A 16,651-nucleotide genomic window follows, 5' to 3' on the forward strand; every position below is an offset into this window, starting at 1 on the left:
CGATGCACTCCATTCGGTCGGACCGGTCCCTAGGCTGAGCAGGCGAGCGGGTCAGAGCCGCTCCCGGCCGAGTTTCGCATAGACCTCGGGGCGTTTCCTGCGCAGATACCCGGCGTACAGCACGCCGCCGAGGAACAGCGCGAAGGTGAACGCCATGAAGATCACCGTCACCAGAGCCGACCCGCCGATGAGCTCGGGGTAGTTCGCGACGGCCAGATAGGTCACCGCGCCCAGGAACACCATGCTGATCGCCGGCGCGATCACGGTGTTCCACAGCGGTTCGGACGCCTGCCGGCGACGGCGGAGGAAATACACCAGCACCGCCAGGCTCACGACGAACATGAGCAGCAGGACGTTGAAAGTGCCGCTGCCGCTGGCGATCGGGTAGATGGCGTCCGGGCTGACGCCGAGCGCGGCCAGCACAACGATTGCCAGCGCCCAGAGGAAGCCTACGGTCAGCGCGGAGACATAGGGCGAGCGGTGCCGTTTGTGCACGCGGCCGAGCACGCGCGGCAACGCCCCGTCCGAGGCGAGCGAGAAGCTGTAGCGGGCGGCGATGTTCTGAATGGACAGCATCGACGCGAGAACGGAGGTGATCAGGAAAAGCGAGACCACGTCGGAGAAAACCACCCCGACCAGTTGCGCCGCCGAGTCGTGGAACAGCCCGACGGTGTTCGTGCGCGCCGCCTCTTGCGCTCGGTCCGCGCCGAGGTACGCGATGTATCCCCACGCCGCGATCACGTAGAACAGGCCGATGCCGGCGACAGCGAGGTACGTCGCGCGCGGAATGGTCCGGTCCGGGTTCTTGACCTCGTCGCGGAAGATCACCGTCGCTTCGAAGCCGAAGAAGTTGCCGATCGCGAACAGGAGAGCCAATCCCAGGCCGGCGTCGGTCAACCACGGCATCGAGAAGCCGATTCCGTGCGCGACGCGCCCGCCGCTGGTCGCGAACGAAACCACGTCGAACGCAATGACGATCACGACCTCGAGGATCATCGCCACCGTGAGCACCTTTGCCGAGAGATCGATGCGGCAATAGGCGAGGAAGGTGGTGGCGGCAGTGATCGCGAGCGCGTACCAGTACCACGGGATGTCGGGGCCGTGAAGGGTTTTCGCGACGAACGCCTGCAGCGTCACCGCGAAGAACGCGGGTGCGAAGAAGCCGATCAGGAGATAGCCGACGTACGCCAGGAACGCGCCGCCGAGGCCGGTCGTTTTGCCGAGGCCGGCGGTGATGAAGGAGTAGAAGCCGCCGGGATTCTCGATCGAGCGGCTCATCTTCACGAAACCCACCGAGAAAATGAGCAGCATCGCCGTCATGATGAGGTAGATGCCCGGCGCTGCCTTGCCGCTGAACATCATCAACACGGGCATGGTGCCCGCGACGGTCGCCAGGGGCGAGGCGAACGCGAGCACGCTCATCACGAGCGCTCCGATACCCATGTTGCCGCGGAGCCGCAGCCCCTCGGTCGCCGCCGCCGGCGTCGCTGCTTCGGTGTTGCCCACCATAGTGACCTCGTCAACCTCGTCGTTGAGTCGCTTGGAATGGCATGACGCTAATCGTGCGTCCGCACACCTTTTTGTGCCAGTGTGAGACACTCGCCGAACGCGCCTGCCGCGTGAAGAGTTCAGCGCGTCGGCGACGCCGTGACTCCGATGGCGCGCAGGTCGACGACGTCGCGCAGCGGTTCGCCTGCCTTCCAGCGCCGCAGATTCTCGACGAAGCAGTCGACTACGCGGCCGCGCCAGCCCACCAGATCTCCCGACGCGTGCGGAGAAACCAGGATCCGGTTCCGGCTCCACAACGGACTGTCGGCGGGCAGCGGCTCCTGCTCGAACACGTCGAGAGCCGCGGCGCCGAGGTGCCCGCTGTCGATCGCGGCGAGCAGATCGTCGGCGACGACCACGGCACCGCGGCCCACGTTGACCAGCCGGGCCCCTCGCCGCATTCCGGACAGGCGGGCCGCGTCGAACATGCCCCGTGTGTCCTCGGTCAGCGGCAGGGTCAGCACGACATCGTCCGCTTCCGGGAGCAATTCGTCGATCTCGCCGATCGCCGCGACGGCGCCGAGTTCGGGGTCCTGCCGGGCGGTCCGTCCCACGACGGTGACGTCCATGCCCGCGGCACGCAGGAGCAGCACGGTTTCCCGCCCTACCGGCCCGGGACCCGCGACGAGCACCTTCCGGCCGAGGATCGGTTCGGTTTCCCGGTGCTGCCACCGGTGCTCGTCCTGCAGTTCGATCGTGCGCCGGAGGTCTTTGGCGAACATCAGCAGCACGCCGAGGACCCATTCCGCGATCGGCCGTTCGCAGACCCCGCGCGAATTGCTGGCCACGATGTCGCTGTGCACGATCGCTTCGGTCAAGAGCGGATCCATGCCGATGCTGGAGGTGTGGATCCAGCGCAGCCGTCCCGGCCCGACCTCGCGCAGCAGGGTGCTGCGAAAGTCGTTCAGGAACAGGATTTCGGCGTCCTCCTGGGCGGCGCGCAACTCGTCGGCGGTGCGCACGAGGACGGTCTCCGCCTCGGGTTCCAGCGCCGCGAGCGGCGGGGCTTGCCGTTCCGGGGAAACGACGACGATGACTTTCGGGCGGTTCATCTGTTTTCTCCACTTCGGACGGTGTCTCGGCGGATCGCCGCGGGGTTGGCGCGGCCGATCACCAGCCGCCCTGCCATCCGCTGGTGAGGCCGTAAGGGAGCCGTTGCGGCTCTTCGTCCGGCAGCTTGTGCAGGAAGTCGAAGTCGCATCCCTCGTCGGCTTGCGTGACGTGGTCGAGGAAGAGCCGTCCGTAGCCGCGGCGGTATTTCGGGGCGGGCAGCTCGACGTTCGCGAGCCGCCGTGCGATCTCCTCGTCCGGGATGTCCAGGTCGAGCCGCTGGTTCTCGACGTCGAGAACGATGGGATCGCCGTCGCGCACGGCGGCCAGCGGTCCCCCGACCGCGGCCTCGGGCGACACGTGGAGGACGGTCGTGCCGAACGCGGTGCCGCTCATCCGGGCATCCGAAATCCGCACGAGGTCGCGGACGCCTCGGCGCAGGAGCCGCTCGGGGATGGGCAGCATCCCCCACTCCGGCATGCCGGGCGCGCCCGTCGGCCCGCTGTTGCGCAGCACCAGCACCGAATCCTCGGTGATGGCGAGACTCGGGTCGTCGATCCGGCGCCCGAGGTCGTAGATGTCCTCGAACACGACCGCCGGGCCCCGGTGCTTCAGCAGCTCGGGCGAAGCGGCGCTCCGCTTGATGACCGCGCCATTGGGGGCGAGCGAACCGCGCACCACCGCGATGCCGCCCGAATCGTCGAACGGCTGGTCGAGCTTGCTGATCACCTGTCCGTCCGGCTCCGCGGCGTCGCGGTAGCCGTCGGCCAGCGTCTCGCCGGTGACGGTGATCGCCTCGCCGTGCAGTAATGGGTCCAGCTGCTTCAGCACCGCGGAGATGCCGCCGGCGTTGAACAGCTGCTTGACGAGATGTTCTCCCGAGGGGCGCACGTTGACGATTCGGGGGGTGCGAATCGAGATGTCGTGGAAGCGGTCGAGCCGCAGGTCGTAGCCGACCCGCCGCGCGAGCGCCAGCAGGTGCACGACGGCGTTGGTCGATCCGCCGACGGCCATGAGCAGGGTGATCGCGTTGTCGAACGCCTGCTCGGTGAGCACCTCGCTCGGTTTGGGGCCTGAGGTGAGCGCCATCTCGACGGCTCGGCGGCCGGTGGCCTCGGCCGCCGCGGCCCGGCGGGAGTCCACGGCGGGAATCGAGGCGGTCTTGGGCAGGCACATGCCGAGGGCCTCGACCAGGGAAGTCATGGTCGACGCCGTGCCCATCTCGCTGCAGTGCCCCGCGGTGGGCTTCGCACTCGCCTCGAGGTCGTTGAAGTCCTCCTGGGTGATCTGTCCCGCGCGCAGTTCGTCGGCGTACTTCCACGTGTCGGTGCCGACGCCGAGCTGACGGCCGCGGAAATACGCGGGTTCCTGGGGGCCGCCGGTGAGCATGATCGCCGGAACGCCCGCGCTCGCCGCGCCCATGAGCTGAGCCGGAACCGTCTTGTCGCACCCGCCGAGCAGCACGATCGCGTCGAGCGGGTAGGCGCGGATGGACTCCTCGACGTCCATGGCCATGAGGTTGCGGAACTGCATCGCCGACGGTTTCATCAGGCTCTCGCCGAGCGAGATGGTCGGGAACTCCAGCGGCAGGCCGCCGGCCATCAGCACGCCGCGCTTGACGGCTTCGGCCAGCAGTTTGAAGTGGATGTTGCAGTTGACCAGCTCCGACCACGAGTTGGCGATCCCGACGACCGGGCGGTCCTTGACCGCGAACTTCGAGAAGCCTTCGGCCTGGATCGCGGTGCGGTGGATGAATCCCGTCAGGTCGTGCGGGCCGAACCACCGCGCGCTGCGGAGGTGACTGGTGTTCGGGTCGGGCATGTTCGCTGCTCCTTGCACGGGGCGTGGTGGTGATCGGCCCGCGCTGACGCGGGACGGTTCGAGCGATGCGGGTCGAACGGCTCCGCACCCGGCGAGCAGTTTCGCCGCGGCCGCAACGGTTCCGGCGGCGGAGCCCGGGATCGGCACGCACCGTTCCCGGCGCGGCGCGCCTGTTCGCCTGTGGCCGCAAGTACAGCAGCGGGGCGAGCGGCGGCGATGTTCCAGATTGACACACCGTCCGCCGCCGCTGCCTTCCTAGGCTGGCCCGCACCACGCGTCAACGAAGGAGTCGCCTTGCCAGAGAAGAACAGCATCGGAGTCGGCCTGATCTCCGTCGGGGTCATGGGGCGCCTCCACGCGCGCTCCTATCTCCAGAGCCGGCAATTCTTCCCGGAACTGCCCCAGCGGGCGGAACTCGTGATCGCCGCCGAACCGGATCCGGCCGGGCGTGCCCACGCGACCGAAGCGCTCGGATTCCGCGAGACCACGACCGACTACCGCGAACTCCTCGCGCATCCGGACGTCGACGTCGTGTCGATCTGCTCTCCGCCCTTCCTGCATCACGAGATCGCGCTGGCCACTGTCGAGGCCGGAAAGCACTTCTGGATCGAAAAGCCCATGGGCCGCAACGCCCGCGAGTCGCGAGAGATCGCCGAAGCCGCCGCCGCGGCGGGGCTGTGCACGGCGGTCGGCTTCAACTACCGGCACGCTCCCGCGGTCGCCGAGGCCCGCCGTCTGATCCGCTCCGGCGCGCTCGGACGCATCACCAACCTGCAGATCCGCATGATCACCAGCTACGCCTCCGATCCCAACCAGGGCTTCACCTGGCGGTACGAGCAGGCGCAAGCCGGTTCCGGGGCGCTCGGCGACGTGCTGAGCCACGCCTTCGACCTGGCGCAGTTCCTCGTAGCTCCGATCACCTCGGTGAACGCGGTGACCGAACGTTTCATCCGGCAGCGCCCGCTTCCCGGCGGCGGAGCCAAGGAGGTCGAGAACGAGGACTACGCCGCGCTTCTCGCCCGCTTCGACGGCGGCGCGATCGGCGTCCTCGAAACGACTCGGGTCGCCGTCGGCCCGCACGCCGAGTACATCATCGAGGTCTACGGCACCGATGGTTCGCTGCGCTGGAACTTCGACCGCATGAACCAGCTCGAGGTCGCCGACGACGGCACCGGCTACCGCACAGTGATGACACCGACGTCGTTCGGGGAGTTCGCGCGTTTCCAGCCCAACGCGGGACCCGGCATCGGGTTCAACGACCTCAAAACGATCGAGGCGGCGCTGTTCCTCCGCTCGGTCGCTGAGGGCGAGCAGCTCGCGCCGTCCGCGGCGGACGGCTGGTCCGCCTCCGAGCTGGTGGATGTGTCGCTTCGCAGCGCCGAGTCCGGCCAATGGATCGACGTTCCCGCCGTGACCGGAGCGACCACCACTCAGCTGTAAAACACAAAGCACGCGGAAGGGGCGGGGCTCCGGGAGCCCCGCCCCTTCCGCGTCTCGCGACCGGAAAGCAGCCGCCAAAACAGAGCTGGCGCCTACTTCGCGAAACGGTAAAGTTTCTTGTTCGCGAACTCGAGCATGCCGACCCTGCCCATCTCACGGCCGTAGCCCGATTTCTTGACTCCGCCGAAGGGCACGTCCGGACCGCCAAGACCGTTGGCGTTGATGAAGACCATGCCGACGTCGAGCTGGTCGCCGACCCGTTCGGCCCGCTCCAGGTCGTCGCACATCACGACCGAGCCGAGTCCGTAGGGCGAGGAGTTGGCGAGCTCGATCGCCTCCTCGTCGCTGGAAACCCGGTAGAGCTGCGCGACCGGGCCGAACAGTTCCTCGCTGTAGACGGCCATGTCCGAGGTGATGTCGCCGATGATGCTCGGCGTGTAGACGTTGCCCCGCGGCTCGTTGTCCCCGACGAGGACCGTCGCGCCCTGCTCGATCGCCTCCCCCACCTGCGCCTTCAGGGTCCTGGTCGCGGAGTCGGACGAGAGCGGCCCGAAATCGCCGTTTTCGTACGACTGGGCTCCGATCGCGGCGGTGAACTTCGCCGTGAACTCGTCGAAGTGCCGGTCGAGGACGACGATGCGCTTGGAGCCCATGCAGCTCTGTCCGGTGTTGTCCATGCGGCCGGCCACCGCGTGCTCGACCGCGTGGTCGAGGTCGGCGACGTCGAGCACCAGGAACACGTCGGAGCCGCCGAGTTCCAGCACGCACTTCTTCAAGGCACGGCCGGCCTGCTCGGCGACGATCGCGCCGGCGCGTTCGGAACCGGTCAGCGAGACGCCCTGCACCCGGTCGTCGGCGATCATGGCGGCGCTCTGCTCGTGGGTCGAGAACACGTTCACATACGCGCCTTCGGGGAACCCGGCGTCGAGAAACAGCTGCTGCAGCGCGAGCGCCGACTCCGGGCACTGGCTGGCGTGCCGCAGGAGGACGGTGTTGCCGAGGATCAGGTTCGGCACCGCGAAGCGCACGACCTGGTAGTACGGGTAGTTCCACGGCATGATCCCGAGGATCGCGCCGAGACCCTGGTACCGGAAGAAGGTCCGCAGTCCGTCAGCCACCTCGAGCTGTTCGTCGGCCAGCCACTCCTCCGCGTTGTCGGCGAAGGCGGCGCAGATCTTCGACGAGAACCGGATCTCGCCGAGCGCCTGCGGAATCGGCTTGCCCATCTCGCGGTTGATGATCTTCGCGAGTTTGTCCTGGCGCTCAAGGAAAAGCTCGGCGAGCCGGCGAGCAGGCACGGCGCGCTCGCGCACCATGGTCCGGCGGAACCACTCGTGGTACGTCCGGTGCGTGGCGGCGAGGGCGGCCTCGATCTCCTCCGCGGTCGCCGAGGGATATTCGGCGACGGTTTCGCCGGTGGACGGATCGGTAACGGCGAAGGTGCCCATGTCTTCTCCTTCGTCTCGGGCTGTCGATGGTGCGCGGGAAAGGAACGGATGCCCCGCAAAGGAATTCGGCGGGGCAGCCGCAGCGGTCCGGGCGATCAGGCTTCGCTGCCGGGAGCGACCGTCGGCGCGTAATAGCGCTGGCGCTCCCGTCCTTCGCGGTGCTTTTCGCCGCCTTCCAGGGTTTCGGGCCGCTGCGAAGTCATCGCGGCGCCGACGTCCCAGAAGGTGCCGTTGCCCGTGAGGTAGCGCCACGGCTCCACGTGAGCCACGACGACAGCCGGGCGTCCCTCGACCGCGCGCGCCTCCTTGAGCGCCGAGGTGAACTCCTCGATCGTCGTGGCCGACCACGAAGCGGCGCCCATGCTGGCCGCGTTCGCGGCGATGTCGACGGGAACGACGGGGCCGTCCAAGCGCCCGGTCTTCGCGTTCCGCTCGCGCAGCTGGGTGCCGAACTCGTGGCCCGGACCGCCCTTCGCGACCTGCAGCGGCCAGATGCACTGGTGCCCGCTGTTGTCGATGACCACGACCACGATCTTCCGGTGCTCCTGGACCGCGGTGATGAGCTCGGTCGGCTGCATGTAATACGTGCCGTCGCCGATCAGGACGAAAACCTCGCCCGGCGCGTCCGGGCGGGCGAGCCGGTAGCCGAGACCGGCGGGAAGCTCGTGGCCCATACAGGAGTTCGCGTACTCGGACAGGACCGTGGCGCCGTTCGAGGTGTCCCAGGCCTTGTGGACGCCGCCGACCACGCCGCCGGAACCGAGCACGAGGGTGTCGTCGGCTTCCGCCTGCTTGTTCAGCGCGTCGATCACCTGCGCCTGGCTCATGTTCTCGCCGGGGATTTCCCGCAGGTCGTTCTCGAGTGCGTCGGCAGTCTTCATGCGCGCGCTCGCGATCTCGTCCCGGTATCCCCCGATGCTCTGGTACCCGGCCGCGGCCAGCCCCTCGTGCAGCGCGGCGAGCGAGAGCTTCGCGTCTCCGACGACGGGATACGAACCCATTTTGTGCGCGTCGAAGGAGCTGACGTTCAAGTGCACCAGCTTCACGTCGGGGTGCTCGAACAGCGAGTGCGACGCGGTGATGAAGTCCTGCAGCCGGGAGCCGACGCTGATCACGCAGTCCGCGCGCCCGGCGATCTCGGTCGCGCCGACGGTTCCGTCGACGCCAAGTCCACCGAGGTTCAGGTCCGAGATCGGCCCCGTCCCCTTGCCCGCATAGGTCTCCGCGACGGGAATGCCGAAGTCGGCGCTGAGCCGCGCGAGCTCCTCGGCCGCGTCCGAATAGCGCACGCCGCCGCCGGCGACGAACATCGGCCGCTGCGCCCGGCGGATGATCTCGATCGCGTCGCGGATCTCCGCCTCCGCGGCCGGACGGCGTCGGATGTGCCAGACGCGCGGGGCGAAGAACTCCTCGGGGAAGTCGTAGGCCTCGCCCTGGACGTCCTGCGGCAGGCAGACGACGACGGCGCCGGTCTCGACCGGATCGGTCAGCACCCGCATCGCCTCCGGCAGGGTGACGAGCAGCTGGGACGGAGTGGTGATCCGGTCGAAGTACCGGCTCACCGGGCGGAAGGCGTCGTTGGCCGACACATCCCGCTCCACCGGGTGCTCGATCTGCTGCAGCACCGGGTCGCCCTTGCGGTTGTTGATGATGTCCGCGGGGAAAAGCAGGACCGGGAGCCGGTTCGTGGTCGCGGTGGCGGCACCGGTGACCATGTTGGTCGAGCCCGGGCCGGCCGAGGCGGTGCAAGCGAGGGTCGCGGCGCGATTGTTCGCCCGGGCGTACCCGATGGCCGCGTGCACCATCGACTGCTCGTTCTTGCCGGCGAAGTGCGGGAAGTCCGCCCCGTACTCGTCGATGCCCTGGGCCAGGCCGACCGAGTTGCCATGGCCGAAGATCCCGTACATCCCGGGGACCAGGCGGCGGCGCTCCCCGTCGAGTTCGCTGTACTGGACCTGCAGGTACTCGACGATCGCCTGCGCGACAGTGCGCCGGCGCACGTTCTTGGTGTTCATGCGTTCTCCTGGGTCGGTGGTTCGAAACGGTGCGGCGTCGCCGGAATCGGGCCGCGGCAACGGATCCGCGAACTCGGTCAGTCGAATCGGTAAGGCTCGTGCGGTCCGGTCGACGGAAGCGGGCGAGGCCGTTCGCAGGTGCTCTCGATCTCGACATGGCGGCCCAGCTCCGACGACTTCTCAAAGGCCACCAGCACTTCGAGCACGTGGTAGGAGAAGGCGGCGCCGGTCCGAGGCTCGAGTCCGTTCCGGATCGCGTGCCCGAACTCGGCCAGGCCGATCCCGCGGTAGGCGTCGTCGCGGTGCGTGATGGGCGTTTCGCGCCAGTCGCCGCCGCCGGGCGGCGTCATGTCCAGGGCGAGGTCGCGGGGCTCGCCGCGGCGGAGGATCGGCGCTCCGGAGAAGTGATCCGGGTTGGGCGCGGCGATCGATCCGCTCGTGCCGTAGATCTCCAGGTGCGGGAGGTTGTGGTTCCACACGTCCCAGCTCACGATCAGCGTCGCGGTCGCGCCGGACTCGAAGTCGATCACGCCGGTGACGTGAGTCGGGGTCTTGATGTCGATGACCCCGTCGTAGCCGCCCTTGCCGTCGGGCCGGGGGCGGGTCTCGGAGGACCGCGGAGCGCTGGCGGACACTCGTTTCGCCGGGCCGAGGAAGTTCACCAGGTTCGTGACGAGGTACGGGCCGATGTCGAGCATAGGGCCGACGCCCGGGCTGTAGAAGGGATCGATGTTCGGATGCCAGTGCTCGTAGCCGCGGTTGGCGAACGAACCGAAGACGGCGACGGGCCTGCCGATCCATCCGTCGTCGATGAGCTTGCGGCTGGTCTGCATCCCCGACCCGAGGAAGGTCGTCGGCGCGGAACCGACGTGCACGCCCGCGGCCTTGGCGGCGTCCAGGATCTGCCGCGCCTCCTCCAGCGACATCGCGAACGGCTTCTCCGACAGCACGTGCTTTCCGGCGGCGATCGCGTTCAGCGTGACCGGCGCGTGCAGCTCGGGCGGAGTCAGGTTGAGCACCAGCTCCACGTCGGGATCGGCGAGCAGCTCGTCAGGCGCGAGGGCTTTCGGCACCGAGTACTCCGCCGCGCGCTTGCGGGCGGCTTCCGCGTTGACGTCGGCGAGCGCGACGATCTCGACGTCGGGGTGGACCCCGATCTTGTCTAGGTACTGGTTGAGCACGTTTCCGACGCCGATGACGCCGACTCGGATGGGATCCATCTGTCTCACTTCGCTTCCGGGTTGCGACGCTCGTTGCGAAGCTTCCGCGTCGCAGCGTCGTCGATGAGGCCGCCGGTGATCACGACGCCGTACACGGCGAGCGCCGCTTCCGGGGTGACGCGGCCTTCGCTGAGGTCGTCGAGCACGGCTGTCGATGCCCGGTCGAGCGGATCGCCGTAACCGCCGCCGCCCGGCGTGATCGACACGACCTTCTCGCCGCGCGCCATGTCGTAGCGGCCGACAACCGGGATCTCCTTGCGATTGCCGTCGAGGGCTTCGACCCAGGCCTTCGGAACGGCTCCGTCTGCCCCGCCGCGGACACCCTTGGGCGGGTTGAACTTGCTTTCGATCCCGTAGGTGAGGGTCACGTCGTCGTCGCGGGCCTCGATCGTCACGCGCGACGCGAGTCCCCCGCGCTGCCGGCCGGCGCCGCCTGAATCCGCGACGAGCACGCGTTCGTGCACCAGGATCGGGTAGCGCTGCTCGTCGACCTCGACGCTGTCGTGGTACAGCAGGGCGCCGCAAACGGGACGCTGGTAGGTCGGCCAGCCGTCGACATACGGGGTCGCCGGACCGCCGACGCCGCCGACCAGGATCTGGTTCACGTAGGCGTTTCCGGTCCGCTCGTCGATGCCCGAGATCACGGACTTCGCCGGCGCCTGGCCGGTCGCGCCCTCGGCGGTGCCGTACCCGTCCTCGATCTGCGAGAACGCCGACTGGACGATGTTGACGACCCGGTCCGCCAGGTTCGTCGTGCCCGACGAGCACGAGTAGGGGTGCTTCGCCACGCCGACCGCGCAGCCCTCGCGCAGGAGCACCTCGAAGCGCCGGAACGTGCCCGCGTTGCTGGGCAAGGACTCCGGGAGTCCAGAAAGGATCCCGGCCAGCGCTGCCCCGGTCGCCGTCGCCCGCGTCAGGTTGAGCCCGTTGGGCAGGTTGTCGGGGTTGTCGCGAAGGTCGATCGTGACGCGGCCTTCGGTGGGCTTGACCGAGATCGTGGCGTTCACCGGAACCCCGTCGGGACCGGTGCCGGGGAACGGGTCGTGGGTTGTCGAGCCGGTGAGGACTCGCTCCGGCAGGGTCTCGACCGCGCTGGTCGCGAGGCGCTCCGAATAGTCGAACCAGGCGTCGACGAACTCGACGAGAGTGTCCGCGCCGAACTTCGCCGCGAGTTCCTGTGTGCGTCGCTCCGCGATCCGCGAGGCGCCGACGGACGCGAGATAGTCGCCGTACCACTGGTCGGGCACACGGATCCGGGAATGGCACATCCGGATGATGTCGTCGACGTCGGCGTAGTCGCGCTGGATCCGCACGCAGGGGAAGATCAGCGCGCCTTCCTCGTAGACGTCGCGAGCGGTCGCGTAGAACGTCGTCGGAAGGGCGTTGCCGCAGTCGGCCTGGTGCGCCTTGGTGACCGCGGTGAACAAGTGCCGTCCCTCGACGAAAATCGGCACGAGAATGCAGTGGTCGGCCGCGTGCGAGTTGCCCAGATACGGGTCGTTGTGCAGGAACGCGTCGCCCTCGCGGATGTCGTCGTGCAGCGCGACCATGTCCTCGCCGAGCGGTCCGGCTCCGAACACGTGCACCGGCACGCCTTCGGCGGCGGCGAGCAGCTGGTTGTCCGCGGTCAGCACGGCGCAGGAGAAATCCCGTGCCGTGTTGATCACCGAGGACCGTGCGGACCGGAGCAGCCCGCTGGTCATCTCGCGGACGATGCCGTCGAAGGCGTTCGCCAGCACCGCGAGCTTGACTGGATCGAATTCGCGTGGCACGTCACGCCTCCTTGCGCGTCAGGTAGATGTTGGAGCGGTCGTCGAGCGTCGCGTCCCACTCCGGCGGCACGACGATGGTCGTCGTGGGCTGGTCGATCACCGCCGGACCGGCGATCTTGTCGCCGGGTCCGAGCGTCACGCCGCGGTAGCGAGTGGTCTCGAAGTTCTCGCCGCCGAAGGTGATCGGATCGACGCGATGCGACTCGGGCGATCCGGTCGCGGCGACGGTGTCTTTGAGCTGTTCCGGCCGCGGCACTTCGACGCGCACGCCCCAGGTGATGATCTCGACGCGGCTTTGTGCGTCGTGGGTGCCGTTGCGGCGGTCATGCTCGGCGTGGAAGGCGCGCTCGATGGTCTCGGCTCCCTCGCCTGCGGCGTCGGGCACTCCGTCGAGGTGCACGCGCAAATCCCACGCCTGCCCGGGATAGCGGGCGTCGACGAAGTAAGTGACCTCGGGCTCGCTGCCGACACGGTCGAAACGCGCTGCGAACTCGGCGGCTTTCGCGCTGATCTCCTTGATGGCCCGCGTCGCCGACTCCGCGTCGAACGCGCGGGTGTCGTTGTGCAGCGGGGAGAGGAACTCGGTGGCGATCGGCGCGCGGTGGGCGCCGTATGCGGCGAGCACCCCGGCGGTCGCCGGGATGAGGACCGTGTCGGCTTCCAGCAGCACTCCGATCGCCGCGGCGACCATCGCGCCGGCACCGCCTCCGGCGACGATGAGCGCGCCTCGCGGGTCGACGCCCTGTTCGAGGGAGGCCTGCCGGATCGCCGTCGCCATGTGGTTGGCCGAGACGTCGAGGATCGCTTGCGCCGCCTGCTGAACGGTCATGGCGAGCGGGCCGGCGATCCGCGACTCGATCGCGCTGACGGCGGCGTCCCGGTTGAGGGTGAATCCGCCCTCGAAGCCGCTGGCGTCGAGGTAGCCGAGGACGACGCACGCGTCGGTGACGGTCGGCTCCTTCCCGCCGCGTCCGTATGCCGCGGGTCCGGGATCGCTGCGCGCGCTTTGCGGGCCGACGCGCAGCAGGCCGCCGCCGTCGATCCAGGCGATGCTGCCGCCGCCTGCTCCGATGCTCGAAACCGCGACCGAGGACAGGCCGGTGAGGTGGCCGACGAAGGGCTCGCCGAGCCACGCTTCCCGGGTGTGGCGCACCACTCCCCGCTCGACGAGCGAGACGTCGAAGGTCGTGCCGCCCATGTCGCAGACGACGACGGTCTCTTGATCGGGCGCCGCCGCCGCGCCGACGAGCGGGGCCATCGACGGACCCGAGTTGAGCAGCAGCACGGGCCGGTCGAGCACGTCGGCGACGTCGAGCACGGCACCCTCGGAGGTGACGACCAGCAGGTCTCCCCCGAACCCGGATTCCACGAGATCGGCGCGCAGCTTGCCCAGATGATCAGCCATCAGGGGCTTGAGCGACGCGTCGATGGAGGCGGCGGACGACCGCCGGTACTCGCGGATCGTCGGGTTGGCCCGGTGCGAAAGCGTGTAGGGAACGCCCGGAAGGATCTCTTCGATCAACTCGGCGAGCCGGGTCTCGTGCGCGTCGTTCACGATCGACCAGAGGAACGACACGGCGACCGCCTCGACGCCCTCGTCGGCCAGGGTCGCCAGAACGCTGCGTACCTGCTCCTCGTCAAGGGGCACCAGCACGTCGCCCTCGGCGGTGACCCGCTCCCGGATCTCATACGTCAGCCGACGAGGGATGTACGGGCCGGGGTAGGCGGCTTTCGAGTCGAAGGCGTCTCGGCGGCCGCCTTCGCGCAGCAGAAGGGTGTCGGCGAAACCGTCGGTGACGAGCAGCGCGGTCTTGGCGACTTTGCCGGTGAGCACGGCGTTGGTGGCATGCGTGGTGCCGTAAACGATCACGTCGGCGTCGCGCAGCACTTCGTCGCCGTCCCAGCCGACGGACCCGGCAGCACGGCGTACCGCGGCCTCGAAGCCGGTGAACACCCGGTCGTAGGTGGTGAGCGCCTTCCCGGCGGCCATTTCGCCGCGGTCGGAGCCGACGACCACGTCGGTGAACGTGCCGCCGGTGTCGACGGCGATGCGGTACCTCGTTCCGTGACCGCTGGAATGCTTCTGAGCGTCGGTCATCTTTCTTCCATGTCTGTCTGGGCTGCGGGTGGATGCGATGTCGCCGCGGCGGAGTCAGGCGACCTGGTTGCTGAGGACGCCGACGCGTTCCACGTCGATCTCGACTGTGTCGCCGGGCTTCAGCCAGATCGGCGGAGTGCGCTTCGCGCCGATTCCTTGCGGAGTGCCGGTCGCGATGACGTCGCCCGGCTCGAGCGTGAGGAAACCGGACAGGTACGAGACGATCCGGGCGATAGGGAAGATCTGGTGCCGGGTGTTGGAGTGCTGCATCTCCACACCGTTGACCCGGGTCACGAGTTCGAGTGCCTGCGGGTCGCCGATCTCGTCGAGCGTGACGAACGCCGGGCCCCACGGGGTGGAGCGGTCGACGGTCTTGCCCGCTGTCCACTGTGTACCGCGGTGCTGCAGGTCGCGGGCCGAGATGTCGTTCAGCGGGGCGAGCCCGGCCACGTAGCCGAGCGCCTCTTCTTCCGGCACGTGCCGCGCCGCGCGCCCGATGACCGCGGCCACCTCGCCTTCGAAGTCAAGGTTCGCGCTGACGTCGGCGCCCTGGATCCCGTCCTCGGGTCCGACGAGAGTCGCCGCGAACTTCACGAACACGTCGGGGTATTCCGGCAGCGCGCGACCGGTCTCGGCGACGTGGTCCCGGTAGTTCAAGCCGACGCAGAGCACCTTCGCCGGATCCGGCACAGGGGTGGTCAACCGCACCTCGGTGCGGGGGCCGACCCGAGTGCTCGGGTTCCGCTCGACCAAGCCCGCCACGCTGATCGAGAACGCCTCGATTTCGTTGCCGTGCAAGGACAAAAAATCCCGGACGGACGACACCGGCAGCGCACCGGCCGCCTTCAGCAAACCCTCCAGGTCGAACACCGCGTCGTCGAGGAGCACCCCGCCTCGCGTGTCGCTCCCGTCGCGATAGGACACCATTCGCATCGCTTCCGCCCTCTCAGTTCCGCTCGCCGGCAGCGACGGCGAGCACGGCGTCCGCGAGGCGGTCCGCGATCTCGTCGGCAACCGTCTTGTCCATCGGGGTCGACAGCGACAGCAGGTTCGCCGGCGAGCCCAGCAGCCCGCGGTCGTAGGACTCCCACCAGAGCCGGTGTTGCGTCTCCGCGTCGACCTTCTCGGTGCCCGCGGGAACGGCACGGAGCAGTGAGCCTTGGCCGCGCACCTCCCAGCCAACGTCCGCGACGCGGGCCTGGACCGATTCGCGCGCGGCGTCTCCGAGGCTGTTCAGCCGCTTCACTTCCGACTCGCTGTAGATGCGCAGCGCCGCGGCGCCGGCCGCCATGCTGACCGGGTTTCCGGAGAAAGTTCCTCCGTGCGGCAGGCTTCCCGGCCGCGTCGGGTCCACTTCGGACATCAGCTCGCCGAGACCGGCGACCGCGCCGACCGCGAATCCCCCGCCGATCGTCTTCCCGGTCGTCAGGAGATCCGGCGGAACGCCGTACTCGCCGCTCAGGCCGTGCGGGCCGAGCCGCAGGCTGATGACCTCGTCGATGATCAGGACGATCCCGTAGCGAGTCGCGAGCTCTCGCGCCGTGGTCACGAAATCTTCGGAGATGCGCAGCAGCCCCGCGCGATTCGGCAACAGGTCGAGGATGATCGCCGCGTAGGCGTCCGGCGCCGATTCGATCGCCTGGCGGAGGAACTCGGTGTCGTTCAGCGGAACTCGCGTGACGTCGTCGGTGACCCCCCGGGGCACACCGCGGGTGCTGGCCGGGCCGCCGGCGGCGAGAGCGACCTCCGACGTGCCGTGATAGCCGCCCTTGGTCACGATCACGCGCTCGCGGCCGGTGCTGCCCCGGGCGATCCGGATGGCCGACATGACGGCCTCGGTGCCGGAGTTCGCGAACCGCACCTGGTCGAGATCGGGCAGCCGGGACAGCAGGAGATCGGCCAGCTCCCACTCGTAGAGGTTCGGAATGCCCCAGCTCGCTCCCGACGACAGCGCTTTGGTCGCCGCTTCCGTGATCTCCGGGTGGGCGTTGCCGTGGATGAGCGAGGTGAAGTTGTTGTTCGCGTCGATCAGCTCGCGGCCGCGGTCGTCCCACACCCGGCAGCCCTGGCCGCGAACGGCGTACGGGCTCGGAGCGCCGGTGTAGTACGTGGAGCGGCCGTAGCCTCCCGGCAGGAGCGGAAAGCCGCGCGGGCCCCGGCGCAGGTGCGGATCCACCGTCGCAGCGCTGCTGGTGACCCGGTTGGTCTGAGTGTTCGTCGACACGTCAGTCTTCCCCCT

General features: G+C 68.9%; 11 protein-coding genes. 1 reads left to right on the plus strand and 10 read right to left on the minus strand.

The window, feature by feature from the left end; translation table 11 throughout:
• Positions 1-51 precede the first annotated feature (51 nt).
• The 3 genes from EIZ44_RS09825 to EIZ44_RS09835 all read right to left on the minus strand — a co-directional run bounded on the left by EIZ44_RS09825 (position 52) and on the right by EIZ44_RS09835 (position 4,419).
• On the minus strand, positions 52-1,509 hold the full coding sequence (locus EIZ44_RS09825) for an APC family permease (RefSeq protein WP_205673092.1): 1,458 nt from the start codon (positions 1,507-1,509) through the stop codon (positions 52-54).
• Between the two features lie 119 nt (positions 1,510-1,628).
• Positions 1,629-2,600, minus strand: coding sequence for a D-2-hydroxyacid dehydrogenase (locus EIZ44_RS09830; RefSeq protein WP_134728352.1), 972 nt, complete (start codon positions 2,598-2,600; stop codon positions 1,629-1,631).
• Between the two features lie 58 nt (positions 2,601-2,658).
• Positions 2,659-4,419, minus strand: coding sequence for an IlvD/Edd family dehydratase (locus EIZ44_RS09835; RefSeq protein WP_134728353.1), 1,761 nt, complete (start codon positions 4,417-4,419; stop codon positions 2,659-2,661).
• A 294-nt stretch (positions 4,420-4,713) separates the two neighbouring features.
• On the opposite strand from EIZ44_RS09835, the gene EIZ44_RS09840 reads away from it, so the two are divergent.
• Positions 4,714-5,859, plus strand: a complete 1,146-nt coding sequence (locus tag EIZ44_RS09840) for a Gfo/Idh/MocA family protein (RefSeq protein WP_134728354.1) — start codon at positions 4,714-4,716, stop codon at positions 5,857-5,859.
• Between the two features lie 92 nt (positions 5,860-5,951).
• Here the strand turns inward: EIZ44_RS09840 and EIZ44_RS09845 are convergent, their stop codons facing one another.
• From EIZ44_RS09845 to EIZ44_RS09875, 7 genes are all read right to left on the minus strand, one after another.
• Positions 5,952-7,307 (minus strand): NAD-dependent succinate-semialdehyde dehydrogenase, encoded by a 1,356-nt coding sequence (locus tag EIZ44_RS09845; protein WP_134728355.1) that lies wholly within the window; start codon positions 7,305-7,307, stop codon positions 5,952-5,954.
• 95 nt (positions 7,308-7,402) lie between these two features.
• Positions 7,403-9,322, minus strand: a complete 1,920-nt coding sequence (gene iolD / locus EIZ44_RS09850) for a 3D-(3,5/4)-trihydroxycyclohexane-1,2-dione acylhydrolase (decyclizing) (protein ID WP_134728356.1) — start codon at positions 9,320-9,322, stop codon at positions 7,403-7,405.
• Between the two features lie 77 nt (positions 9,323-9,399).
• Positions 9,400-10,542 (minus strand): Gfo/Idh/MocA family protein, encoded by a 1,143-nt coding sequence (locus EIZ44_RS09855; protein ID WP_134728357.1) that lies wholly within the window; start codon positions 10,540-10,542, stop codon positions 9,400-9,402.
• Positions 10,543-10,547: 5 nt separating this feature from the next.
• Entirely contained in the window at positions 10,548-12,314 is a 1,767-nt protein-coding gene (locus tag EIZ44_RS09860) for a hydantoinase B/oxoprolinase family protein (protein ID WP_134728358.1), read from the minus strand.
• Position 12,315: 1 nt separating this feature from the next.
• Complete coding sequence (locus EIZ44_RS09865) at positions 12,316-14,412, minus strand: hydantoinase/oxoprolinase family protein (protein ID WP_134728359.1); 2,097 nt, start codon at positions 14,410-14,412, stop codon at positions 12,316-12,318.
• A gap of 54 nt (positions 14,413-14,466) precedes the next feature.
• Positions 14,467-15,345 carry a fumarylacetoacetate hydrolase family protein gene (locus EIZ44_RS09870; RefSeq protein WP_134728360.1) on the minus strand — a complete coding sequence of 293 codons (879 nt, stop codon included), beginning with the start codon at positions 15,343-15,345 and terminating at the stop codon, positions 14,467-14,469.
• Between the two features lie 13 nt (positions 15,346-15,358).
• A complete protein-coding gene (locus EIZ44_RS09875; protein ID WP_205673093.1) occupies positions 15,359-16,636 on the minus strand; it encodes an aspartate aminotransferase family protein in 1,278 nt (425 codons plus the stop codon).
• Between the last annotated feature and the right edge of the window lie 15 nt (positions 16,637-16,651).

It is taken from the genome of Amycolatopsis nivea (assembly GCF_004522235.1).
Classification (GTDB): Bacteria; Actinomycetota; Actinomycetes; order Mycobacteriales; family Pseudonocardiaceae; genus Amycolatopsis; species Amycolatopsis nivea.

Coding starts and splice junctions, on each gene's coding strand:
- EIZ44_RS09825 (WP_205673092.1), bottom strand. CDS start 1,509: ATGGTGGGCAACACCGAAGCAGCGACGCCGGCGGCGGCGACCGAGGGG.
- iolD (WP_134728356.1), bottom strand. CDS start 9,322: ATGAACACCAAGAACGTGCGCCGGCGCACTGTCGCGCAGGCGATCGTC.
- EIZ44_RS09855 (WP_134728357.1), bottom strand. CDS start 10,542: ATGGATCCCATCCGAGTCGGCGTCATCGGCGTCGGAAACGTGCTCAAC.
- EIZ44_RS09865 (WP_134728359.1), bottom strand. CDS start 14,412: ATGACCGACGCTCAGAAGCATTCCAGCGGTCACGGAACGAGGTACCGC.
- EIZ44_RS09835 (WP_134728353.1), bottom strand. CDS start 4,419: ATGCCCGACCCGAACACCAGTCACCTCCGCAGCGCGCGGTGGTTCGGC.
- EIZ44_RS09845 (WP_134728355.1), bottom strand. CDS start 7,307: ATGGGCACCTTCGCCGTTACCGATCCGTCCACCGGCGAAACCGTCGCC.
- EIZ44_RS09830 (WP_134728352.1), bottom strand. CDS start 2,600: ATGAACCGCCCGAAAGTCATCGTCGTCGTTTCCCCGGAACGGCAAGCC.
- EIZ44_RS09870 (WP_134728360.1), bottom strand. CDS start 15,345: ATGCGAATGGTGTCCTATCGCGACGGGAGCGACACGCGAGGCGGGGTG.